The 23528-nt window shown below is 70.2% G+C and carries 16 protein-coding genes; 8 read left to right on the top strand and 8 right to left on the bottom strand.

Features of this window, described 5'->3' with window-relative positions; all coding sequences use genetic code 11:
• Window positions 1-110: 110 nt before the first annotated feature.
• On the bottom strand, window positions 111-1325 hold the full coding sequence (locus ACZ6Y1_RS12705) for an ROK family transcriptional regulator (protein WP_469626897.1): 1215 nt from the start codon (window positions 1323-1325) through the stop codon (window positions 111-113).
• Window positions 1326-1887: 562 nt separating this feature from the next.
• Between ACZ6Y1_RS12705 and mgtA the strand changes: the two genes are divergently transcribed.
• A complete protein-coding gene (mgtA, locus tag ACZ6Y1_RS12710; protein ID WP_469626900.1) occupies window positions 1888-4608 on the top strand; it encodes a magnesium-translocating P-type ATPase in 2721 nt (906 codons plus the stop codon).
• A gap of 92 nt (window positions 4609-4700) precedes the next feature.
• Window positions 4701-5582, top strand: a complete 882-nt coding sequence (locus ACZ6Y1_RS12715; protein WP_469626903.1) for a hypothetical protein — start codon at window positions 4701-4703, stop codon at window positions 5580-5582.
• A 7-nt stretch (window positions 5583-5589) separates the two neighbouring features.
• Here the strand turns inward: ACZ6Y1_RS12715 and ACZ6Y1_RS12720 are convergent, their stop codons facing one another.
• From ACZ6Y1_RS12720 to ACZ6Y1_RS12740, 5 genes are all read right to left on the bottom strand, one after another.
• Window positions 5590-6516, bottom strand: a complete 927-nt coding sequence (locus ACZ6Y1_RS12720; RefSeq protein WP_469626906.1) for a carbohydrate ABC transporter permease — start codon at window positions 6514-6516, stop codon at window positions 5590-5592.
• A gap of 13 nt (window positions 6517-6529) precedes the next feature.
• Window positions 6530-7474, bottom strand: a complete 945-nt coding sequence (locus ACZ6Y1_RS12725) for a carbohydrate ABC transporter permease (protein ID WP_469626909.1) — start codon at window positions 7472-7474, stop codon at window positions 6530-6532.
• A gap of 20 nt (window positions 7475-7494) precedes the next feature.
• Window positions 7495-8919: an N-acetylglucosamine/diacetylchitobiose ABC transporter substrate-binding protein gene (gene ngcE, locus ACZ6Y1_RS12730; protein ID WP_469627458.1), complete on the bottom strand. Its 1425-nt coding sequence runs from the start codon at window positions 8917-8919 to the stop codon at window positions 7495-7497.
• 303 nt (window positions 8920-9222) lie between these two features.
• Window positions 9223-11940: an aconitate hydratase AcnA gene (gene acnA / locus ACZ6Y1_RS12735; RefSeq protein WP_469626911.1), complete on the bottom strand. Its 2718-nt coding sequence runs from the start codon at window positions 11938-11940 to the stop codon at window positions 9223-9225.
• A gap of 450 nt (window positions 11941-12390) precedes the next feature.
• Window positions 12391-13260: a haloalkane dehalogenase gene (locus tag ACZ6Y1_RS12740; RefSeq protein WP_469626914.1), complete on the bottom strand. Its 870-nt coding sequence runs from the start codon at window positions 13258-13260 to the stop codon at window positions 12391-12393.
• 97 nt (window positions 13261-13357) lie between these two features.
• On the opposite strand from ACZ6Y1_RS12740, the gene ACZ6Y1_RS12745 reads away from it, so the two are divergent.
• Together ACZ6Y1_RS12745 and ACZ6Y1_RS12750 are read left to right on the top strand one after the other, a co-directional pair.
• Entirely contained in the window at window positions 13358-13840 is a 483-nt protein-coding gene (locus tag ACZ6Y1_RS12745; protein ID WP_469626917.1) for a MarR family winged helix-turn-helix transcriptional regulator, read from the top strand.
• A 57-nt stretch (window positions 13841-13897) separates the two neighbouring features.
• Entirely contained in the window at window positions 13898-15427 is a 1530-nt protein-coding gene (locus ACZ6Y1_RS12750) for a helix-turn-helix domain-containing protein (RefSeq protein ID WP_469626920.1), read from the top strand.
• Between the two features lie 140 nt (window positions 15428-15567).
• Here the strand turns inward: ACZ6Y1_RS12750 and ACZ6Y1_RS12755 are convergent, their stop codons facing one another.
• Window positions 15568-16482, bottom strand: coding sequence for a tyrosine-protein phosphatase (locus ACZ6Y1_RS12755; RefSeq protein ID WP_469626923.1), 915 nt, complete (start codon window positions 16480-16482; stop codon window positions 15568-15570).
• Window positions 16483-17259: 777 nt separating this feature from the next.
• Here ACZ6Y1_RS12755 and ACZ6Y1_RS12760 point away from each other — a divergent pair.
• The 3 genes from ACZ6Y1_RS12760 to ACZ6Y1_RS12770 all read left to right on the top strand — a co-directional run bounded on the left by ACZ6Y1_RS12760 (window position 17260) and on the right by ACZ6Y1_RS12770 (window position 19709).
• On the top strand, window positions 17260-17646 hold the full coding sequence (locus tag ACZ6Y1_RS12760) for a hypothetical protein (RefSeq protein WP_469626926.1): 387 nt from the start codon (window positions 17260-17262) through the stop codon (window positions 17644-17646).
• A gap of 99 nt (window positions 17647-17745) precedes the next feature.
• Window positions 17746-19137, top strand: a complete 1392-nt coding sequence (locus ACZ6Y1_RS12765; protein WP_469626930.1) for a cytochrome P450 — start codon at window positions 17746-17748, stop codon at window positions 19135-19137.
• Window positions 19138-19160: 23 nt separating this feature from the next.
• A complete protein-coding gene (locus ACZ6Y1_RS12770) occupies window positions 19161-19709 on the top strand; it encodes a hypothetical protein (protein WP_469626933.1) in 549 nt (182 codons plus the stop codon).
• A gap of 57 nt (window positions 19710-19766) precedes the next feature.
• On the opposite strand, the gene ACZ6Y1_RS12775 is transcribed toward ACZ6Y1_RS12770, so the two are convergent.
• Window positions 19767-21314, bottom strand: coding sequence for an MFS transporter (locus ACZ6Y1_RS12775; RefSeq protein WP_469626935.1), 1548 nt, complete (start codon window positions 21312-21314; stop codon window positions 19767-19769).
• A gap of 116 nt (window positions 21315-21430) precedes the next feature.
• On the opposite strand from ACZ6Y1_RS12775, the gene ACZ6Y1_RS12780 reads away from it, so the two are divergent.
• Window positions 21431-23488 carry a S9 family peptidase gene (locus tag ACZ6Y1_RS12780; RefSeq protein WP_469626938.1) on the top strand — a complete coding sequence of 686 codons (2058 nt, stop codon included), beginning with the start codon at window positions 21431-21433 and terminating at the stop codon, window positions 23486-23488.
• Window positions 23489-23528: the final 40 nt, after the last annotated feature.

Below are 23528 nucleotides of genomic sequence, written 5' to 3' on the forward strand. Positions count from 1 at the left end.
ACCTCCCTGACGAGGCCGCAACCCTGCGGCCGAGGTGGATGTGAGTCAACCCCGGCCGCGTTTTGCCGTCAAGGAGTGAATCCTTAACGAGATGACAACGGTGCCATCCGTTATCTACCTGAAGGCAAGACGGCGGGAGCTCGCACTCCACTTCCATGGTCCGACAAAAGTGTCGAATCGCCCATCTCGCTGAGGACGAGGGCCAGCGCGCCCAGCACCTCCGCGCGGCCGCCCAGGGAGCCCGTGAGCACGGACAATTGCCGTGCGGCGCTCGGAATCGCGTACCTCCCCACTGATTCACGGATGGGGGCCAGGACGAGTTCACCGGCGTCCGCCAGCGATCCGCCCAGCACCACCCGGCTCGGGTTCAGGAGGTTGCACAGGCTGGCCACGCCGCTGCCGATGTGGCGGCCCACGTCCGTGATCACCCGGCGGCAGCCCGGGTCCCCGCCGCGGGCCAGCTCGACCACCCGCTCCATCGTCAACTCCGGCCCGTGCGTGCCCTGGAGGAGCGGCAGCACGTACCGCGCCGCGGCGAACGTCTCCAGGCAGCCGCGGTTCCCGCAGCGGCAGACCGGGCCCGATTCGTCCAGCGTGATGTGCCCGATCTCGCCCGCGGTGCCCCCCGGTCCGCGGTAGATCTGCCCGTTGATCACCAGGCCGGAGCCCACGCCGCTGGCCACCTTGATGTAGGCGAGGTCCTTCACTCCCCGGCCACTCCCCCATACGAGTTCACCGAGGGCCCCGAGGTTCGCGTCGTTGTCCACGTAGACCGGCACCCCTAGCCGGCGCGCGAGCTCCTCGCGGGGGTTGATGCCCGCCCAGCCGGGCAGGATCGCGGTCGATCCCAGGGTCCCGGACTCCACGTCGATCGGGCCGGGGACGCCGAGTCCCACGCCGATGACCTTCTCCAGGCCGACACCTATGTCCGCGACCAGCCGCCCGACCAGCGATTCCGCCAGGTCGAAGCCCTGCGTCCAGGAGGCGTCGACGTCCAGCGGCTCCGCCTTCTCGGCCAGCACCTGGTGCGCGAGGTTGCCGACCGCCACCCGCAGGTGGGTGTGGCCGAAGTCGACGCCGATGACGATGCCCGCGTCGCCGCTCAGCGAGACGCTGCGCGCCCGCCGGCCGCCGGCCGAGGTGTCCGTGACCTCGACGGTCCCGCCGTCCTTGAGTTCCCGGACGATGTTGGAGACCGTGGCCGCCGACAGTCCGGTGGTGCGGGCGATCTCCGCCTGGGTCAGCGAACCCGAGAGCCGCACCGCCCGCACGACCCGTTCGAGATTCGCGCGATGCAGTGAGGACTGCGATCCGGGAGTCTGCACGACTCATCCACTCCTGCCCATAAGCGACGGCCAGCGTCGCCCCCCGGCCGGAACCGTCGCGGCTTCACGCCCCGAGACCCCGGCGTCTCCAACTTGTGAACCTTAAGTCGAGCCTTTGCGCATCGGCCCGTCAAGAGGGTGACGCACCACGAATCGGCCAGTACTGGTCAAAAGGGGGAGAGAACCGACCGCCGTGACCGTGTTACGGTCGACGAGGCGCCGGTCCTCTGCGGCCTTTCCGGCCGGATCGGGCGCCATGTCTTGACGGCGCTGCGCGAGGAGGTGTTCGGGATGAGTCCCGATCGAAGTCTTCGCTGCGCTCCTGTCCGCTGACCCTTTGTGATCGGCTGACCTTTCATCGAGCTGCGCACGGCCGCGGTACGCCGCGCTTCCGTGCTCCTCAGTATTCCCTCCGCATGCCCTGACTGTCCTGTCAGGCCTGTGTCACCCATGCCCACCGGCGCCGCCCGCGGCCTCACGTGCCGTTCCGCGCCGACCCATGACCACTCCACGTGACCGCTCGGCTCCGCGCTGCCCGGACACGTGGAGGGAGGTATTCGCCATGACCGTGCTCACCCCTCGTACCCCCGCGAAGCTCGCGCCGCCGGGCCGGACCCGCCGCGAGCGCAAGGCCGCCGAGCTGGAGTCCCGTACCCGGCTCGCCGGCGAGCGCCTCGCCGGGTTCAGCGCCCGCCCGCGCTCCCTGGTGCTCCAGGACGTGGACTCCTCCCTGGACGGCCTCACCGCCGCCGAGGCCGCGGTGCGCCTGGAGCGCCACGGCGCCAACACCGTCGCCCAGGAGCGCACCCCCGCCTGGTTCGTCCAGCTGGGGAAGGCGTACTGGAACCCCTTCATCGGCGTCCTGGTCTTCCTGGCCGCCGTCATGTACTGGCAGGACCCGGCGGATCCGGGCGTCGTCATCCTCTCCGTGATGGTGGGGATCAGCGGGCTGCTGCGCTTCTGGCAGGAGTACCGCTCGGGCCGGGCCGCCGACGCGCTGAAGAGGCTCGTCACCACCACCTGCGCGGTGCAGCGCCGGGCCGGCAGCGGGTCCGCGCCCACCACCTCCGAGGTGCCGATGGACCAGGTCGTCCCGGGCGACGTGGTCAGGCTGGCCGCCGGGGACCTGATCCCGGCCGACCTGAGGCTGATCGCCTCCAAGGACCTGATGGTCGGCCAGGCCGCCCTGTCCGGGGAGTCCCTGCCCGTCCCGAAGGCCGACACCCGCGCGGACGACCTCGGCCAGCGGGAGACCACCGACCCGGTCGAGGCCGACAACCTCTGCCTGATGGGGACCTCGGTCACCTCCGGCACCGCCACCGGAGTCGTCGTCGCCACCGGCTCCGACACCTACTTCGGCTCGATGGCCGGCTCGCTCGTCGGGGAGCGCCCGCAGACCAACTTCGACACCGGCGTGCGCAGGGTCAGCTTCCTGCTGATCCGCTTCATGCTGGTCATGGTCCCCGTGGTCTTCATGATCAACGGCCTGACCAAGGGCGACTGGGACGAGGCCTTCCTCTTCGGCATCGCCGTCGCCGTCGGGCTGACCCCCGAGATGCTGCCGATGGTCGTCTCCGCCAACCTGGCGCGCGGCGCGGTCGCCATGGCCAGGCGCAAGGTGGTCGTCAAGCGGCTGAACGCGATCCAGAACCTGGGCGCGATGGACGTGCTCTGCACGGACAAGACCGGCACGCTCACCGAGGACCGGATCGTCCTCGACCGCTACCTGGACGTGCACGGCGACGAGGACGACGAAGTCCTGGAGTACGGCTACCTCAACGCGCACTTCCAGACGGGCCTGCGCAACCTGATGGACCGGGCGGTCATCGACCGCGTGGGCGAGGCCGAGGAGGTTGTCGTCGACGCACGCTTCTCGATGGTCGACGAGATCCCCTTCGACTTCGCCCGGCGCCGGATGTCCGTCGTGCTGGACCGGAGGTCCCTGGTGGGCGACCGCGGCCGCCCCGAACACGTCATGATCACCAAGGGGGCGGTCGAAGAGGTCCTGGACCTCTGCACCCACATGCGGGACCGGGGCGAGAGGGTCGAGCTGACCGAGCAGCTGCGGTGGCACGTCACCCGGATCGCCGAGGAGAACAACCGCCGCGGCCTGCGCGTGCTCGCCGTCGCCACCCGTACGGTCGACAGCCCGCGCGACACCTACACGGTCGCCGACGAGGACGGGCTGACCCTGGTCGGCTTCCTCGCCTTCCTCGACCCGCCGAAGGCCGACGCCGCCCGGGCCCTGCGCGGGCTCGCCGACAAGGGCATCGCGGTGAAGGTGGTCACGGGGGACAACGAGCTCGTGGCCGCCCGGGTCTGCGCCGATGTCGGCCTCGACGTCGGCCAGGTGGTGCTCGGCGCCTCGACCGACCGCCTCGACGAGACGGAACTGCGCGAACTGGCCGCCCGTACGACGGTCTTCGCCAAGGTCAACCCGGTCCAGAAGGCCCGGATCGTACGGGCCCTGCAGGCGGGCGGGCACACGGTGGGCTTCCTCGGGGACGGCATCAACGACGCGGCGGCGCTGCGCGACGCCGACGTCGGCATCTCGGTGGACACGGCCGTCGACATCGCCAAGGAGTCGGCGGACATCATCCTGCTGGAGAAGGACCTGACCGTCCTGGAGCAGGGCGTCCTCCAGGGCCGCACCACCTTCGGCAACACGATCAAGTACATCAAGATGACGGCCTCGTCGAACTTCGGCAACGTCTTCTCGGTGCTGGTGGCGAGTGCCTTCATCCCGTTCCAGCCGATGCTCGCGATCATGCTGCTGGTCCAGAACCTGGTCTACGACATCGCACAGCTGGCGACGCCGTGGGACCGGATGGACGAGGAGTACCTGCGCAAGCCCCGCAACTGGGACGCCAAGGGCATCCTCCGCTTCATGGTCACCATCGGCCCCATCAGCTCCGTCTTCGACATCGCGATGTTCGTGATCATGTGGAACGTCTTCGCCGCCGACAGCGCGGCGAGCCAGTCCCTCTTCCAGTCCGGCTGGTTCATCGAGGGCCTGCTCTCGCAGACCCTGATCGTCCACATGATCCGCACCCGGAAGATCCCCTTCATCCAGTCCCGCGCCTCCTGGCCGGTGATGGTGATGACGGTCCTCGCGGTGCTGACCGGGCTCTGGCTGCCCTTCTCGCCGCTGGCCTCCTCACTGGGCTTCGTCGCCCTGCCGGCGGGTTACTTCCCGTGGCTGACCGGGGTGCTCCTCGCGTACTGCACGCTGACCCAGTTCGTGAAGACCTGGTACATCCGCAGGTTCGGCACCTGGCTCTGAGAATGAATTGAACACGTTCAGCCCGGCTGGCAGTATGGATCCGACGCTGCGGGCCGGGCGGCCGTGTCCGTCCGCCGTGCCACGAGGGGGGAATGACCGTGCATCAGAAACGGTCGTACGGACGGATCCTGCTGGTCTCGACCATGGTGGGCTGGCTGGAGGTCGCACTCGCCGTCGTGGTGGGCCTGCTGTACGTCCGGACGCAGCCGCCGGCGGACCGTCCGGTCGACTGGACCCACGTCACGGCCGCCCTGATCAACTTCATGATGATCGTCGCGGTGGTCGCGTTCCTGCTGTCGCTGGTCTTCGTGCTGCCGGCGGTGGCACTGGCCGGCCTGATCGGCCGCCGGGCCGGCGGCCGCGAGTCGTGGTGGTGGGTGCCGCTGACGGTCGCGGCCGTCGTGGCGCCCCCGATCTGGGCCTTCGCGGCGTACAACCACGTGGAGACGCGGACCGTCCTGGTCTTCTGGGCCGAGGCCACGGCGTCGCTCTCCCTCGGGGCCCTGATCGCCCGGCCCCGGGTGAGCGGACTGGGCCGGCGAGTGGCGCTGTGGGGCGCGGCCGTGGTCGCGGGGACGGGCCTGCTCGGCGGTCTGGGCCTCGCCGTCGGCCTGCTGCCCGCCTACGAGCCTCCGGTGATCGGCCCGGAGACCGTGCCGGGCACCTGGGTGGACCACACGAGCGGAAGGCTGGTGTTCACCCCGGACGGCCGGGTCACGGCCGACGGCGTGGGCGAACACGCCCCGGACGACCATCCGAGCGGCCCGTCGCGGCGGTGCTCGGGCTCCGGCACCTGGTCGTACGAGCGCGGTCGCGACGCCCGGACCCAGGAGGTCCGGGTCCGCATCCCGGAGTGCTCCTGGTCCGCGTGGACCGTCGGCGGCACCGCCCGGGAGCCCCGGCTCCTGCGGGACTTCGGCCGTCCGGGTGCGGGCCGGGTGTACGAGCTCCGGAAGGCCGCCGACGGCTCCTGACGCGGGGCTACTTCAGCGTCGCCGAGGTCAGTCCGGCCTGGATCTGGCGCTGGAAGGAGAGGTAGACCGCCAGCATCGGGATGATGGCGATGGTGGCGCCGGCGAACAGCACCGGCAGGTCCGTCTCGTAGCCCATCTGGTACTGGAGCTGGATCAGGCCCTGGGTGAGCATGTAGCGCTCGGGGTCCGCACTGTTCTGCGGCTGCATCAGCACGGCGGGCAGGATGTACTGGTTCCACTGGCCCAGGACGTTGAATATCCCGACGCTGATCAGGCCGGGCTTGGCCATCGGCACCATCACCTGGAAGAAGATCCGGGTGTCGGAGGCCCCGTCGATGACGGCCGCCTCGTGGATCGCCGTCGGCAGCGTCCGGAAGAACGAGTGCATGAAGAAGACGGTGAAGGGCATCGAGTACGCGACGTACACCAGGATCAGGCCCTGGTAGGTGTTCAGCATGTCGAAGCGCTTGACCATGAAGAACAGCGGTACGAGCGCCAGGAACACCGGGAACATCGCGCCGCTGACGAAGAAGTAGTAGATGACCCGGTTGCCGGGGAAGGGGTAGCGGGCCAGCACGTACGCGGCCATGGAGCCGAACAGCATGGTCAGCGGGACCGAGAACACCAGCACGATGAGGGTGTGTGCGAAGTAGCCGCCGATGCCCTTGGTCCAGGCCCGGCCGAAGGCGTCGAAATGCCAGTTCGAGGGCCAGCTGAGGGCCGAGCCGCCGATCTGCGCGTCGGTCTTGAAGGCGCCGAGGGCGAGCCAGACCAGCGGCAGCACGATCATTATCGCCCAGAGGACGAGGAAGCCGTGGGAGAAGACGTTGAGGACCACGCCCTCGGAGCGGCGTCCGTCCCGCTCCTTCGCCCGTCCGGTTCCGCCGGACCGCTCCGCGGCCGATTCGCCCGGAGCCTTGATCACTGTGGTCATGATGGTCTCCCGCTCAGAACTCGATGCGCTCGCGGCGGGTGGCGCGCAGCGTGGTGATGGAGAGGATCATGGTCAGGAGCAGCATGACCACGCCCATGGCGCAGGCGTAGCCGCTCTTGCCGAAGAAGAGGAAGTTGCGCATCAGCACCGTCGACATGACCTCGCTGTGGTGGTCGGGTCCGCCTCCGAACTGGCCCGAGGTCATGGTCCCCACCAGGACGAACATGTCCATGGCGGCGATGCCGAGGTAGACCGCGGAGGTCTGCACAGAGTCCCACAGCAGGGGCAGCGTGACCCTGAAGAAGGTCTGGGCGCGTCCGGCACCGTCGAGCAGCGCGGCCTCGTAGATGTCCTTGGGCACGGACTGCATGGCGGCGGAGAACAGCACGAGGTAGAAGCCGACGCCGTGCCAGACGACGACGAGCAGCAGGCACCACAGGACGAAGTCCGGCTCGTTGAGCCATTCGACGGGGTGCTGCGGGGAGATCAGGCCGAGCTTGATGAGGAAGCCGTTGAGCAGGCCGCCCTCGTCGCTCCGGTAGATCGCGCCGAAGAGCACGGCGAGGATGGCCAGGGAGAGGACCTGCGGGAAGAAGTAGACGACCTTGTAGAGGCGCGAGCCGGCGACTCCCTGGACCCCGCCGGCCCCGCCGCGCCCTCCCGCGTTCACCATGAAGGCGAAGAAGAGGGCGAGCAGGATGGTGATCACGGGGACGAACACCACGAGCAGCAGGTTGTGCCAGAGCGCGCCGCGGAAGACCTCGTCGTCCAGCAGGGCCGAGTAGTTGTCCACGCCGACGAAGTCGAACGTCGGCGACTGCCCGGTCCAGTTGGTGAAGGAGTAACCGAACGTCTGTACGTACGGCCAGATCACGAAGGTCAGGTACAGCGCGAGGGGTGCGAAGAGGAAGGCGGCGATGAAACCGCCCTTCCTTCTCCCCTGGGCTACGTGGCTCATGGTGTCCGTCCCCTGGGTGGTCAGCTGCGCTTGTTGTTCTTGGCGTTCGGGTCCTTGGCCGCCTTGTCTACCGCAGCCTGGGCCCGCTTGATCCATTCCTTCGGCTGGATCCGCTGGGCCATCAGCTCATTGGACGCGTTCTGGATCTCGGTGTCCATCTCGCTGTACCAGTCGGGGTAGCGGTAGGCGAAGGTGTTGCTGCCGGCCGCCTTGAGGGCCTCCACCGCGGACTGGGTGCCCGGCCGGAGCTTGACGCTCGGGTCCACGCCGTCCTTGACGACCGTGAGGGAGTTGGCCTGCTGGGCGAAGATCGTAGACCACTCGCGGGACAGCATCGAGCGGAGGAACTCCAGGCCGGCGGCCTTGTTGGCGGCCTTCTCCGGGACGATGAAGGGCTCGTCCACACCGGCCCGGATGGCCTCCAGCGGGAGCTTGCTGTCGGCGAGCAGGGGAACCGGCAGGAACTTCATGTCGAAGTCGTCCGGGGTCTGCTTCAGCTGCTCGTTCTCCAGCCAGGAACCAGAGGGGATGAAGGCGGCCTTGTACTGGTTCCAGGCGGTCTGGGACTCCGTGTGGGTGAGGCCGTTGGTGCCCGGCATCAGCAGGCCCTTCTCGACCACCTCGTAGACGGCCTCGACCGCGGCGAGGGCGGCCGGGTTGCCCTCGAAGGCGTTGGGTTCGAGGTTGTCGATCGCCTTGACGGCGTCCATGCCGCCCTTCTTGGCGATGAGGTCCATGATGACGACGTTGATGTAGTACGGGTACTTGCCCTGGTGGGCGAGGCCGCCGATGCCCGCCTCCTTGGCCTTGGCGCAGACGGCGAGGAACTCGTCCCAGGTCTTGGGCGGGGCCCACCCCTTCTCCTTGAAGAGCTTGCCCGAGTACCAGAAGCCGAACACGGCGTACACGTACTTGAGGGCGACGAACTTGCCGCCGAGCAGACCCTGCTCGTACGCGCCTTCGACGAGGGTGTCCCGGACCTTCTTGGTGGGGTCGTCGAGCGAGGGCGCGTCCAGGACGGCCGTCAGGTCGGCGAGCTGGTTGCTCTTGGCGAGCACGTCGAGCTTGATCTGCTGGGCGCCCGAGTCGTCGACGACGTCCGGCGGCGTGCCACCGTTGAAGCGGGGCTGGAGCTTGGAGGTGATCTCCTGGGTGCCCAGGTGGGAGCTGGTGGTGCCCCACTTCTTGTCGAAGGCGGCCTCCCAGGCCTTCGCGTAGTCGTCGCCGAACCCGCCCTTGAAGACGACCACGTCCACCTTGCCGCCCTTGGCCAGGCCGAAGGGGTTCTCCTTGGAGACGACGCCCTTGTCCGGGCCCTTGGTGGACGCGTCGCCGCCGGAGGCGCAGGCGGACAGGAAGCTCATCGTCGGCACCGTGATAAGTCCGAGTGCTGCGGAGCGCTTGATCAGATCGCGGCGTCCGAGGCCTTCACCCGTGGATCCCATGCTCATGTCCTCGCCTTCGTCAGAAGTGTGAAGGAGGCCGGAAGTCACGGCGGTTGCCGTGCATGCGGACATCGCCGCAGGTCCCCGCCCATCCCCCGGGTCCGGGCCGCTTGTCCCGCGGTGATCCGGACGCGCACAGGTATAGTCCACTTCCGCTCGTGTGAGCAAGATCATGCACACGGATGGCGGCCAGCTTTTCCGAGTTGAGACCTGTCCGTCATCTGGACCGGCCGGGCACAAGCGGAAGGGCCGTACCCCCTTGACGGGGATACGGCCCTCGGGTGCCGCCCTGCTCCGTGGCGACTAGCCGCGGATGAGGTTGCGCAGCACGTACTGCATGATGCCGCCGTTGCGGTAGTAGTCCGCCTCACCGGGGGTGTCGATGCGGACGACCGCGTCGAAGGAGACACCGGTGTCGGTGGTCACCTTGACCGTGCGGGGGGTGGTGCCGTTGTTCAGCTCCTCCACACCGGTGAAGGAGAAGGTCTCCTCGCCGGTGAGGCCCAGGGAGGCCGCGGTGGCGCCCTCGGGGAACTGCAGGGGCAGGACGCCCATGCCGATCAGGTTGGAGCGGTGGATGCGCTCGTAGGACTCGGCGATGACGGCCTTGACGCCGAGCAGCGCGGTGCCCTTGGCCGCCCAGTCGCGGGAGGAGCCGGAGCCGTACTCCTTGCCCGCCAGGATGACCAGCGGGATGCCGGCGGCCTGGTAGTTCTGGGAGGCGTCGTAGATGAAGGAGACCGGCGCGCCCTCGACGGTGAAGTCGCGGGTGAAGCCGCCCTCGGTGCCCGGCGCGATCTGGTTGCGCAGGCGGATGTTGGCGAACGTACCGCGGATCATGACCTCGTGGTTGCCGCGGCGGGAACCGTACGAGTTGAAGTCGCGGCGCTCGACGCCGTGCTCGGTGAGGTACTTGCCGGCCGGGGTGTCGGCCTTGATCGCACCGGCCGGGGAGATGTGGTCGGTGGTGACCGAGTCGCCCAGCTTCGCCAGCACGCGCGCGCCGGCGATGTCGGAGACCGGGGTGGTCTCCATCGTCATGCCCTCGAAGTAAGGGGGCTTGCGGACGTAGGTGGACTGCGGGTCCCACTCGAAGGTGTTGCCGGTCGGGATCGACAGCGCCTGCCACTGGGCGTCGCCCGCGAAGACGTCCTGGTAGGACTTGGAGAACATGTCCTCGCCGATGGCGTTCGCCACGACGTCGTTGACCTCGGCCTCGGAGGGCCAGATGTCCTTGAGGAAGACCGGCTTGCCCTCGGTGTCGGTGCCGATGGCGTCCTTGGTGATGTCCACCTTCATGGAGCCCGCGATGGCGTACGCGACGACCAGCGGCGGGGAGGCCAGGTAGTTCATCTTGACGTCGGGGTTGATGCGGCCCTCGAAGTTGCGGTTGCCGGAGAGCACCGAGGTGACCGCGAGGTCGTGCTCGTTGATCGCCTTCGAGATCTCCTCGTCCAGCGGACCGGAGTTGCCGATGCAGGTGGTGCAGCCGTACCCGACGAGGTTGAAGCCCATCTTGTCGAGGTACGGGGTCAGGCCGGCCTTGTCGAAGTAGTCGGTGACGACCTTCGAGCCCGGGGCCAGGGTGGTCTTGACCCACGGCTTGCGGGACAGGCCCTTCTCGACCGCCTTCTTGGCCACGAGCGCCGCGGCGACCATGACGTAGGGGTTCGAGGTGTTGGTGCAGGAGGTGATCGCGGCGACGGTGACGGCGCCGTGGTCGATCTCGAAGGAGGTGCCGTCGGCCAGGGTGACCCGGGTCGGCTTCGAGGGGGCGCCGTTGGGGTGGTTCGCCGGGGCGTCGGAGGCCGGGAAGGACTCCTTGCCCGCCTCGTCCACGTCGTCGACGTAGTTGCGCACGTCCTGGGCGAACTGCTGCGCGGCGTTCGCGAGGACGATGCGGTCCTGCGGGCGCTTCGGGCCGGCGATGGAGGGGACGACCGTGGAGAGGTCGAGCTCCAGCTTCTCGGAGAAGTCCGGCTCGGCGGCCGGGTCCAGCCACAGGCCCTGCTCCTTGGCGTACGCCTCGACCAGCGCGACCTGCTGGGCGTCGCGGCCCGTCAGGCGCAGGTACTTCAGGGTCTCGTCGTCGATCGGGAAGATCGCGGCGGTGGAGCCGAACTCCGGCGACATGTTGCCGATGGTGGCGCGGTTCGCGAGGGAGGTGGCGGCGACGCCCTCACCGTAGAACTCGACGAACTTGCCGACGACGCCGTGCTTGCGCAGCATCTCGGTGATGGTGAGCACCAGGTCGGTGGCGGTGGTGCCGGTCGGCAGCTCGCCGGTCAGCTTGAAGCCGACGACGCGCGGGATCAGCATGGAGACCGGCTGGCCGAGCATCGCGGCCTCGGCCTCGATGCCGCCGACGCCCCAGCCGAGCACGCCGAGGCCGTTGACCATGGTGGTGTGCGAGTCGGTGCCGACGAGGGTGTCGGGGTACGCCTGGCCGTTACGGACCATGACGGTACGGGCCAGGTGCTCGATGTTGACCTGGTGGACGATGCCGGTGCCCGGGGGGACGACCTTGAAGTCGTCGAAGGCGGTCTGGCCCCAGCGCAGGAACTGGTAGCGCTCCTTGTTGCGGCCGTACTCCAGCTCCACGTTCTGGGCGAACGCGTCGGCCGTGCCGAACTTGTCGGCGATGACCGAGTGGTCGATGACCATCTCGGCGGGCGAGAGCGGGTTGATCTTCGCCGGGTCGCCGCCGAGGGCCTTCACGGCCTCGCGCATGGTGGCGAGGTCCACGACGCAGGGAACGCCGGTGAAGTCCTGCATGATCACGCGGGCCGGCGTGAACTGGATCTCCTGGCTGGGCTGGGCCTGGGAGTCCCAGCCGCCGAGCGCCCGGATGTGGTCGGCGGTGATGTTCGCGCCGTCCTCGGTGCGGAGCAGGTTCTCCAGCAGGACCTTCAAGCTGTAGGGAAGGCGCGCGGCGCCCTCGACCTTGTCCAGCCGGAAGATCTCGTACGACTCGTCGCCCACCTGCAGCGTGCTGCGGGCGTCGAAGCTGTTCGCCGACACGACAGTCTCCTTCATGCATGAATTCGCGCGTAATTACCGCATCCTGCCGCCACGCCCCTTGGCCAATCCGCTGAGGTAAGGCTAAGTTAGGTAACCCTTACCAGCGGGGGCGGCTGCGGTTCGCCTTCGGCAGATATCTCGATGTCGAGATAACTCTAGTACATGTCCGGGGGCGAGGACGAGGCACGCACCCCGGGGCCCGCCGGGACGGTCAGCCGACCGGCCGCTTCCGCTTGCCCCGGATCCACCATCGCGACCAGCGCGGACCTCGGGGATGCGCCCGTCCGCTCCGGGTCCGGGGTGACGGTGGTCACGGGCGGATCGCTCCGCGCGTACGCGGGATCCCCGCCCGCGCGGACCGGCGGAAGGCCCGAAGGGGATCACGGGCACCCGGGGCGGGGCGACGGCGGGTCCTGGCACGCGGTCATCGTACGGATTTCGCCGTCCGGGTCACCCGAGGAGGTCGTGCCGCTTCGCCCAGGAGTTGACCGCGGCGGCGATCTCCTCGGGCCGGTCCTCCGGGCAGAGGTGGGCGGCCCGCCCGCAGTACTCGGTCTCCAGCGCGGAGACGTTCTCCTCGCACCAGGCGATGCGCTCGGGCCCGACCATCAGCACGGGCCCGCCGTCGAAGGTGAGCAGCAGCTTGGGCACCTCCGGGCTGTCGGCCAGCCAGGCGTCGTACCGCTCGACCACGGCGACCACGTCCGCCGGGTCGCCGTCGATCGGCAGCGAGCGGGCCCAGCGGAGCATCGGGAGCCGGCTCTCGGGGGTGGGGTAGGGGGCGGCATAGACGGCGTGGTCGGCCTCGCTCAGGGAGCGCATCATCGTCCTGCCGATGCTGTCCTCGATGAAGAGGTTCCGCTCCAGCACCATCTCCTCCCCCACGCCCGGCGCGCGGATCGCCTCGAACCGGGCGCGCCCCTCGGGCGAGTACTCGTCCCAGCTCATCGGTCGCAGGATCGTCTCCATGAAGGCGGTCCCGAGGACCCGCCCGGGGTGGCGGGCGGCCCAGTCGAACGCGAGCGCCCCGCCCCAGTCCTGGCCGACCAGGACGACCCGCTCCAGCCCGAGGGCCTCGAACCAGGCGTCCAGGTAACGGGCGTGGTCGGCGAAGCGGTACTCACCGCCGGGCTTGCCGGAGCGGCCCATGCCGATGAGGTCCAGGGCGAGGACGCGGACCGGACCCTCGATCCGGGGCAGCACGCCGCGCCACAGGTACGAGGAGGTGGGGTTGCCGTGCAGGAAGACGAACGGAACGCCTGCGGGGTCACCCGCTTCCTCGTAGTACATCGTCGAGTCGAGCACGTCGATCGTGGCCATGGGAGGCCCCTTTCACTATTCGTTTGGGCGACTAACATTGGTGGCACGAACGAATGTAAACCGTTGGTGCCACCAACGCAATGGCTAACATCACCCCATGACCACGCACGAGAACGAGGCCGTCCCGGCGCGCCTGCGCGAGCTCCCCAGCCGGTTGCTGGCCCAGGCCTCGACCCACGCGCAGCGGCTGGTGACGGAAAGCCTCGGCAGGGCAGATGCCCATAAATGGCATTACGCGGTATTGGTCGCACTGGAGGAATCCGGGCCGGTGAGCCAGGCGGCGTTGAGCACTCGGACCGGCATCCACACCAGCGACCTCGTCGGCGTCCTCAACGAACTGGCCGGGCGCGAACTGGTGGAGCGGGCCCCCGACCCCGCCGACCGCAGGCGCAACGTCATCACCCTCACGCCGCTCGGCCGACGGCGGCTCCACAAGCTGGAACACCTGCTCGACGCCACCCAGGAGGAGTTCCTCTCCCCACTGTCCGCACAGGAGCGCGAGCAGCTCGTCCGGCTCCTCGGCCGGCTCGTCGAGCATCACGCCACGAGCGGCCCCACTATGGGACCTGACACTCAATAACACCCAAATGCCACACCCGTCGCGATCAACATCTCATATCTGAGATACGGTGCACCCATGGCAGACGATTACCTCGTACGCATCGGCAAGCTCATTCGTGACGCCCGGCAACACCGGGGCTGGACACAGAGTCAACTCGCAGACGCCCTGGGCACCAGCCAGAGCGCCGTGAACCGGATCGAGCGCGGCAACCAGAACATCAGCCTTGAGATGATCGCCCGGATCGGCGAGGCGCTCGACAGCGAGATCGTGTCCCTCGGTTACGCCGGCCCGATGCACCTGAGGGTCGTCGGGGGGCGCCGTCTGTCCGGCGCCATCGACGTCAAGACGAGCAAGAACGCGTGCGTCGCCCTGCTGTGCGCGTCGCTGCTCAACAAGGGCCGTACGGTGCTGCGCCGCGTGGCCCGCATCGAGGAGGTCTACCGCCTCCTGGAGGTCCTGAACTCCATCGGCGTCCGCACCCGCTGGATCAACGACGGCGTGGACCTGGAGCTCGTCCCGCCGGCCCGCCTGGACATGGACGCCATGGACGCGGACGCGGCCCGCCGCACCCGCAGCATCATCATGTTCCTCGGCCCCCTGCTCCACCGCATGGACCGCTTCCGCCTGCCCTACGCCGGCGGCTGCGACCTCGGCACGCGCACCATCGAGCCCCACATGATCGCCCTGCGCCGCTTCGGCCTGGACATCACCGCGACCGAGGGCATCTACCACGCCAAGGTCGAGCCCGGCGTCAGCCCCGACCGCCCGATCGTCCTGACCGAGCGCGGAGACACGGTCACCGAGAACGCGCTGCTGGCCGCGGCCCGCCACGAGGGCGTCACCGTCATCCGCAACGCCTCGTCCAACTACATGGTCCAGGACCTGTGCTTCTTCCTGGAGGCGCTGGGCGTGAAGGTCGAGGGCATCGGCACGACCACCCTCACCGTCCACGGCGTCCCGAACATCGACGTGGACGTCGACTACTCCCCCTCCGAGGACCCGGTCGAGGCGATGAGCCTGCTGGCCGCCGCCGTCGTCACCGAGTCCGAACTCACCATCCGCCGGGTCCCGATCGAGTTCATGGAGATCGAGCTCGCGGTCCTGGAGGAGATGGGCCTGGACCACGACCGCTCCGCGGAGTACAACGCGGACAACGGCCGCACCCGCCTGGTCGACCTCACGGTCCGCCCGTCGAAGCTCGAAGCCCCGATCGACAAGATCCACCCGATGCCGTTCCCCGGGCTGAACATCGACAACGTCCCGTTCTTCGCGGCCATCGCCGCCGTGGCGCAGGGCCAGACCCTCATCCACGACTGGGTGTACGACAACCGCGCGATCTACCTCACGGACCTGAACCGCCTGGGCGGCCGCCTCCAGCTCCTGGACCCGCACCGCGTCCTGGTGGAAGGCCCGACCCGCTGGCGCGCGGCCGAGATGATGTGCCCCCCGGCCCTGCGCCCGGCGGTGGTCGTCCTCCTGGCGATGATGGCGGCCGAGGGCACGTCGGTGCTCCGCAACGTCTACGTGATCAACCGCGGCTACGAGGAACTGGCCGAACGCCTCAACTCGGTGGGCGCCCAGATCGAGATCTTCCGAGACATCTAGAGACGCGGGGTCCCACGCCGCTGACGGCCCGTCGGCAGCGGAGCGGCTCCGCCCGGCCGGGGGCCCGCCACCCGTTACGGGGGTGGCGGGCCCTCGGTCACGCCGGTCGGCGCGCGGGCGGGGCTTTGGCGTCGCGCGGGTCAGGAGACGGTGCGGGAGCGCAGTTTGAGCAGGTCCGACGGGGTCAGGCCGAGGCCGTCGGTCAGGAAGGCGCCGAAGCTGCCGTAGTCGGCCACCGCCTGGTCGCGGAAGGCGGCGAGGTACTCGCTGCGCACCTCCTGGAGCGGGATCAGCAGATCCGGGTCCTGCATGTACCCGGCCGCCTTCACCTGGTCGCGCAGGGCCTTGTCCGTCGCGGCCCGCAGGGTGTTGGAGAGGAGGTAGTCCTGCTCCGAGGTGGCCGCGGGGACGCCGACGGCGCGCAGGATCGTGTCCGCGAGGACGCCGGTGCGGTCCTTGCCCGCCGAGCAGTGGAACGCGACCGGTTTCGTCGAGTTGGCGACGTCCTTGATCGCGGCGCCGAGCGCGGCACGGTTGGCGGGGTTGGTGACGAAACCCTTGTAGAGGGTGCGCATGCGCTCCTCCGCGGCCCCGTTGCCGAGCTGCGCCTGCTGGTAGACGGGGTCCTTGGAGCGGACCACACCGCCGATGAAGGCGAAGAGGGAGGTGTCGTCGACGGGACGGGCCACCGGGGTCACGCCGGCCGGGAGCCTGTCGGTGCCGTCGGCGGAGATCTCCGGGCCGGTGCGCAGGTCGATGACCTTCCCGAGACCGAGCGCGCCGAGGGCGTTGACGCCGTCGGGGGTGAGCTTGGAGAGGGTCTCGGTGCGGTAGACGGTGCCCCACTTGGTGGTCTTGCCGTCGTACGTGGTGTAGCCGCCGAGGTCGCGGGCGTTGACGAGCCCGGGGACGGACAGGACGCGGGCCGGGGCGCTGGTGGCGGACACGGTCTGCGCGGGTGCGGTGATCGCGGCGTGGGCGGCCACGGGCGCGACGGTGACGGCGAGGGCCAGGGCGACTGCGGACGCGCCGACGGCACGGGAAATGGATCTCACGCGGATGTTCCTTCCTGGAGCTGAGGGCGGGGACGGTAGCCCGTGGATCCTCAGATCTGAAGAGGTTGTTCCGGTGATCAACTGACGAACAGTCAGCATATCGGGATGCGGCAATCCATGCCACACCGGCTTGCGGCGCCATGTTCGCGGAGGATCGCGGAGGATCGCGGGCGCGGTGCATGCGACTCTCCGACGCGGTCGGGCCGCCCCGCACGCCACAGGGACCACCAAGGGGTGTCGCCGGCCACCCCGCGAGCAACCCCGAGCATCGGCGCCACCGCGGGCGCGAGCGCGAGCAGCAGCCCCACCCCGGCGTCGAGTCCGAGTGCCGGCTCCACCCCCAGCGCCGCTCCCACCACGACGCCGCCGCCTCCGCCCGCCGTCGAGGCGCCGGCTCCCACCAAGGCCGCCCCGGCCCCCGCACCGCCGGCGCCCGCTCGGACCCGCACCCAGGCACCCCCGCCCGAGCCCACCGAGGCGTCCTCCGACCGCTACCCCCGTTCCAACGCCGGGAACTGCTGCAAGGCGGGACAGATATGCCGGAAGGCCGATGTCGGCACGTCCGGCCGCGACGCCAACGGCCGCACGATCTAATGCCGTCACGACAGCAACGTGGGCCAGCGCTGGGGCTGCTGATCTGCCCGGCCGGGTGAACCGCTGCCGGGCCGAGGGGTGATGACGTATCAATCATGACAGCTCGGCGGGGTTTTTCGTAGGACGAACGGCATAGCCGTTTGCCCTGGTGAGACCCCCCTTGCGGCTTTCAGAATCGGCGTCATGAATCACACGGGGAACATCAGCCACGACGAGGTCCTGCGAGCCCGGGTCGCCCTCCTCGGGTCCGGGGTACTGCCGATCCGGCATCAGGTCGCCGCCTACCGCACCCTCGTGCACGTCAGTCCGCTCGCGTACCTGCCCCTGCTGGCTCCGGCCCTGTACGAGTACAGCCGCTTGGAGTTCGCCCACCGCCCGGACATCGCGCTGGCGCTGCGGGCCGAAGGCGTCGCCGCCGCGCGGCGGATGTGCGCGGCGGAGGCGGGCTGGGAGTCGTTGCTCGTCGGCGCGCTGGGGCGCTACCGGGAGCAGCTGGAGCTCATGGGGCGGGAAGAGGAACTCGCCTTCGTGGAGGCCGAGATGGAGCAGATCGCGCGGGACGCGAGGTGAGGCCCCTGGCCGGTATTCGGCCTCGCGGGAGGCGGCACTCGCCATGTGCGGCGGGGGAACGGCAGAATCGGGACGTCGGTACGGACGAGGGGGGCGGCCATGGCAGTGAGTACGGCGCAGGCAGGGGCGGGGAGGGAGATCCCCGTGCTCGCGGGGGTGCCCGTGGTCGGATCGCTCTTCGACCTGAAGACGGATGCACTCGGCACCTATCTGCGGGCGCAGCGCGAGCACGGTGACGTCGTACGGGTCAGCGTCGGCCCGCCCGGGCTGCGCGCCGAGTTGTACTGCGTGTTCTCGGCCGAGGGGGCACAGCAGGTGCTCGCCACGCAGTCGGCCAACTTCCGCAAGGACAACCCCTTCTACCAGGAGATCCGGGCGTCCTTCGGCAACGGACTGCTGACCAGCCAGGACGAGGACTACCTGCGTCAGCGCCGACTGGTCCAGCCGCTCTTCACCAAGCGGCGGGTGGACGGGTACGCCGGGGCCGTCGCCTCCGAGACCGAGTCGGTGATCAAGGCGTGGAAGGAGGCCGCCGACGGGGTGGTCGACGTGTCCGAGGAGATGATGCACCTCGCCCTGCGCGCGGTCGCCCGGATCCTCTTCGGCACGGACGTCGAGGCCACCGTCGACGTCGTCGACCGGTGCTTTCCGGTCATCACCGACTACGTGCTGCGCCGCGGGTACTCCCCCGTCAACATCCCGCGCGCCTGGCCCAGTCCGGGCAACCGGCGGGCGGCCGCGGCGATGGAGGAGCTGTACGGGGTCTGCGACGAGATCATCTCCGGGCGGCGGCGGGCGGCGGACTCGGAGCAGGGGGAGGCCAAGGACCTGCTGAGCCTGCTCGCCGCCGCCAGGAGCTCGGACGACGGGGAGTTCGACGCCTCCGAGCTGCGCGACCAGGTGCTGATCTTCCTGCTCGCCGGGCACGAGACCACCGCCACCTCCCTGGCCTTCACCCTCCACCTGCTGGCCCGCCACCCTGAGCAGCAGCGCCGGGCCCGCGAGGAGATCACCCGGGTGCTCGGCGACCGTACGCCCGAGGCGGCCGACCTGGACCGGCTCCCGTACCTCACCCAGGTGCTCAAGGAGGCCATGCGGCTCTATCCGGCCGCCCCGGTCATCGGCCGCAACGCCGTCGCCGCCACCGAGATCGCGGGGCACACCATCCCCGCCGGCGCGAACGTGATACTCGCGCCGTGGGTGACGCACCGCCACCCCGACCACTGGCCGGATCCGGAGCGTTTCGACCCCGAGCGCTTCACCCCGGAGGCGGAGGCCGGGCGTCCGCGCTACGCGTGGTTCCCCTTCGGGGGTGGTCCGCGCGCCTGCATCGGGCAGCACTTCTCGATGCTGGAGTCGGTGATCGCGCTGGCCATGATCCTGCGGGCGTACGAGTTCGAGGCGGTGGACACCGACATCCCGGTGAGCGCGGGCATCACCCTGGTCACGCAGGGCCCGACGCGCTGCCGGGTGAGGAGCTTGGAAGGCTGAGGGCGCCCGGCCATCATGGCCGGATGGACGAGGAGATTCCAGGCCGTTTGTCCACCTATGTACGGCGGCCCGCGCGTGCACTGCTGCCCGGGTCGCCGGCGCGGGCGCCGCTGCCGCGGAGGATCGGCGACTTCTTCCTCGTCCGGTTCCTGAAGGCGCTGCCCGACGACCTCGCCGACGCGGTGGCCGCGCTCCTCGATCCGTTCGAACGGGCCGCCCGGCTGATCGGGCGGCTCTTCCACGGTCCGGCCCTGCGCGGCGGCTGGGGCAGCGAGGCCGGCCGGCTCGCGCTGGCCCTGCACGCCTTCCACTGGACGCGCTGGCACGCCGAGACCCGGGGCCCGCGCGGCACCTTCACCGCGACCCCGGGCAAGATCACGGTGCGGCCGCCCTGGGGTCGCGGGGACCCGGCCCGGGAGAGCCGGTCGGCCGCCTGCTCCTTGCGTCCACTGGCCCCGCTCCTGCGCCGCCCGGCGCGGGTGGACCTGCTGTTCGCGGACGGCTCCTGGCTGTCGCTGCGGATGACCACCCGGGCGGACGCCGTCCGGCTCCGGACGCTCCTGCAACCGTAGGACCGCCTCGGGGCCGCGTCAGGGCCGCCTGCTGCCCACCGACTGCCGCCTTGCCGCCTATGCGCTCGTCGGCGCGTGGTTGCCCTGGAGCCGCGCCAGGTCCGAGGGGCGGACCTGGATGACGAGCAGCGCGATCAGCGCACCGACCAGGGTGAACACGGCCGCCACCACGAAGGCCGCGCTGATGCCCGAGGTGAGCACCTGGTCGCTCCACGGCTTCGGGTACTGCCCCGTGCGCCGGAACTGGAGCAGCTGTTCGGGGGTGGCACTGCGCAGGAAGACCGGCGCCTGCTCCCTCGCCTCGTTGCGGCTGGCCGTGCCGAAGACCGTCACCAGGATCGACAGGCCGAGCGAACCGCCGATCTGCTGCATCGAGTTGAGCAGGCCGGAGGCCGCGCCCGACTCCCGTTCGGGGACGTTGGACAGGGCCATCAGGGTCAGGGACACGAACTGCAGGCCCATGCCGAGGCCGAAGACGAGCAGCGGGCCGAGGATGCTGCCCAGGTACGTCGAGTGGATGTCGGTCTGCGTCAGCCAGGCGAGTCCGGCGGCCGTGCACAGCGCGCCGGTGACCATGAAGGGCTTGGGCCCGAACTTCGGGAGGAGCTGCGAGGTGAGGCCGGCGCCCACGGCGATGATCGCGCTCACCGGCAGGAAGGCGAGGCCGGCCTGGAGCGGGCTGAAGCCGAGCACGATCTGCACGAACAGGGTGAGGAAGAAGAACATGCCGAAGATCGCGCAGGCGAGCATCAGCATGATCCCGTAGGTCCCGGCCCGGTTGCGGTCGGCGAACATGTGCAGCGGGGTGATCGGCTGCGGCGAGCGGCGCTCGTTGAGGATGAAGAGGGTCAGCAGGACCACGGCGGCGCCGAAGGATCCGAGCGTGACGGGGTCGCGCCAGCCGTCCTGGCTGGCTCGGATGAAGCCGTACACGAGCGCGACCATGCCCGTGGTGGACAGCAGCGCACCGGCGAGGTCGAAGTGTCCGGGGCGGCGTTCGGACTCGTGGATCACCCTCCTGGCCAGCACGGCGATCAGCACGGCGATGGGGACGTTGACGAAGAACACCCAGCGCCAGTTGAGCCATTCGACGAGGATGCCGCCCGCGAGGAGCCCGATGGCGCCGCCGGCGGCGGAGACGCCCGCGAACACGCCGAACGCCCGGTTGCGGGCCGGGCCTTCCCGGAAGGTGGTGGTGATCAGGGCGAGCGCGGTCGGGGAGGCGACGGCGCCGCCGACCCCCTGCAGGGCCCGGGCCGCCAGCAACTGGCCCTCGTTCTGGGCGAGTCCGCCGAGCAGGGAGGCCAGTCCGAAGAGCAGGACGCCGAAGATGAAGACGCGTTTGCGGCCGAGGATGTCGCCCGTCCGGCCGCCGAGGAGCAGCAGGCCGCCGAAGGCGAGGGTGTAGGCGTTGACGACCCAGGACAGGCTCTCGGTGGAGAAGTGGAGCGCGGTCTGGATGTGCGGCAGCGCGATGTTCACGATGGTGATGTCGAGGACCACCATGAGCTGGCAGGAGGCGATGACGAACAGCGCGAGTCCGTTTCCGCTCCCTCGGACCTTGCCGTCGGTCCTCTTGGTGTTGGCCGATGCGTTCGCGTCCACCCTTTCGACGCTAAGCCCGCTCCTACGGGGTCACCACTCGAACGGCCCAGTCCCGGGCGTCGCAAACCTGGGCCGGAGAGCCGGGGCAGTGCCATTTCACATGTCAAACTACATTCATGGACGACTTCCTCAGGCTCTCCGCCGAAACGGCCCGGTTCACGCACGGAGCCCCGCGCGCCTTCTCCTTCGGGGACGACGGGCGGCTGCTCTGGTTCCTCCGCTCGGAGGGTCCCACCGACGCCTTCGACGCTCTGTGGGTGCTCGACACCGCCACCGGAACCGAAACGCGGCTTGCCGACCCCCGCGAACTGTGCCCGGAGCCGGGCCCCCTGCCCACCGCCGAGCGCCGGCTGCGCGAGCGGATCCGGCTCGTCGCCGCCGGCATCGGCTCGTACGCGCTCTCCGGGGACGGCCTGCGCGCCGCCTTCGCGCTGTACGGACGGCTGTACGGGGTCGACCCGGCCGGTTCCGGCGCGCCCGAGGAGATCCCGGCCGAGGGCCCGGCCTGGGACCCGCGGCCCAACGCCGACGGCACCCGCACCGCGTACGTCAGCGACGACGCCCTGTACGTCTCCCCCGGCGGCCGCGTCAGCCCCGACGACGGGGCCCGCTGGGGCGTGGCCGAGTTCGCCGCCGCCGAGGAGCTGGGCAGGGCCCGGGCCCACTGGTGGTCGCCGGACGGGACCGCCCTGCTCGCCGCCCGGGTCGACGAATCGCGCCTCCAGCGGCGCCACTTCGCCGATCCGGCCCACCCCGAGCTGCCGCCCGAGGACTTCGCCTACCCCGAGGCGGGCGGGCCCAACGCCGACGTCCAGCTCTGGGTCCTGGGCCAGGCCGGGGAGCGGATACGGCTCGACTGGGACTCCGGGACCTACCCGTACGTCTCCGACGCGGGCTGGGAGTCGCAGACGGAGATCCTGCTCACCGTCCAGGACCGCCTCCAGCAGCGCGTCCTGCTGCTCTCCGCCGACCCCGCCACCGGCCGCACCCGGGAGCTCTCCCGCACCGTGCACCCCCGCTGGGTGGACCCGCTGCTACCCGGCACCCCGGCCCGGCTCCCCGACGGGCGGATGCTGACCGGCGCCGACACCCCGAACGGAGCCGCCCGCGCGCTCGCCGTCGGCGGTGTGCTGCTCACCGGCGAGGACATCCAGATCCGCCGCGTCGCCGGGATCCACGCCGGCTCCCTGCTCGTCGAGGCCGCCCAGAGCGACCCCGCCGACCAGCAGGTGCTGCTGATCGACCCCGTCACCGGGAAGCGGACCCCGCTCGCCGACGGGCCCGGGGTGCACTCCGCCCTGGCCTCGGCCGGGACCCTGCTGCTGACCTCGGCCGACGCGGACGGGATCCGGCGCACCGTACGCACCGCGGACGGGCGGGAGTTCTCCCCCGCGGACCTGTCCGAGCCGCTGCCCCACCGGGTGGTCCCGCTCCTGGAGCGGGTGACCGAGCACGGCCTGCCCACCGCCCTGGTCCTCCCCCGCGGTCATGTTCCCGGCCGACGGCTGCCCGTACTGATGGACAGCTACGGCGGCCCCGGCGCGCAGGACGTCAGCTCCGAACCGCGCCGCTGGCAGGCCCGCCAGTGGTGGGCCGACCAGGGTTTCGCCGTGGTGACCGTCGACAACCGCGGGACCGCGTACGTCTCCCCGGCCCACACGCACGCCATGTACCGCGGCTTCTCCGAGGTGACCCTGGAGGACCAGGTCGCGGCCCTCCGCGCGCTCGGCGCCCGCCACCCCGATCTCGACCTCGGCCGGGTCGGCATCCGCGGCTGGTCCTACGGCGGCTACCTCGCGGCCATGGCGGTGCTGCGCCGCCCGGACGTCTTCCACGCGGCGGCGGCCGGGGCCGCGCCCACCGACTTCCGCCACTACGACACCGCGTACACCGAGCGCTACCTGGGCCTGCCCCAGGAGCACCCGGAGGTGTACGAGCGCGACTCCCTGATCCCGGACGCACCGAAGCTGACCCGTCCCCTGCTCCTCAGCACGGGCCTGGCCGACGACAACGTCCACCCCTCCCACACCCTGCGCCTGTCCCGGGCCCTGACGGACGCGGGCCGCCCGCACCAGCTGCTGGCCCTGCCGGGCGTCACCCACATGACCCCGGGCGGCACGCGCGAGAAGCTGATGGCGCTGGAGCTGGAGTTCTTCCGCCGCGAACTGGCCTGAGCGCCTCGCGGAGACACGGAAAGGCCCCGGGGACGCCGTT

The sequence above is a fragment of the Streptomyces sp. NPDC053432 genome, assembly GCF_055585365.1.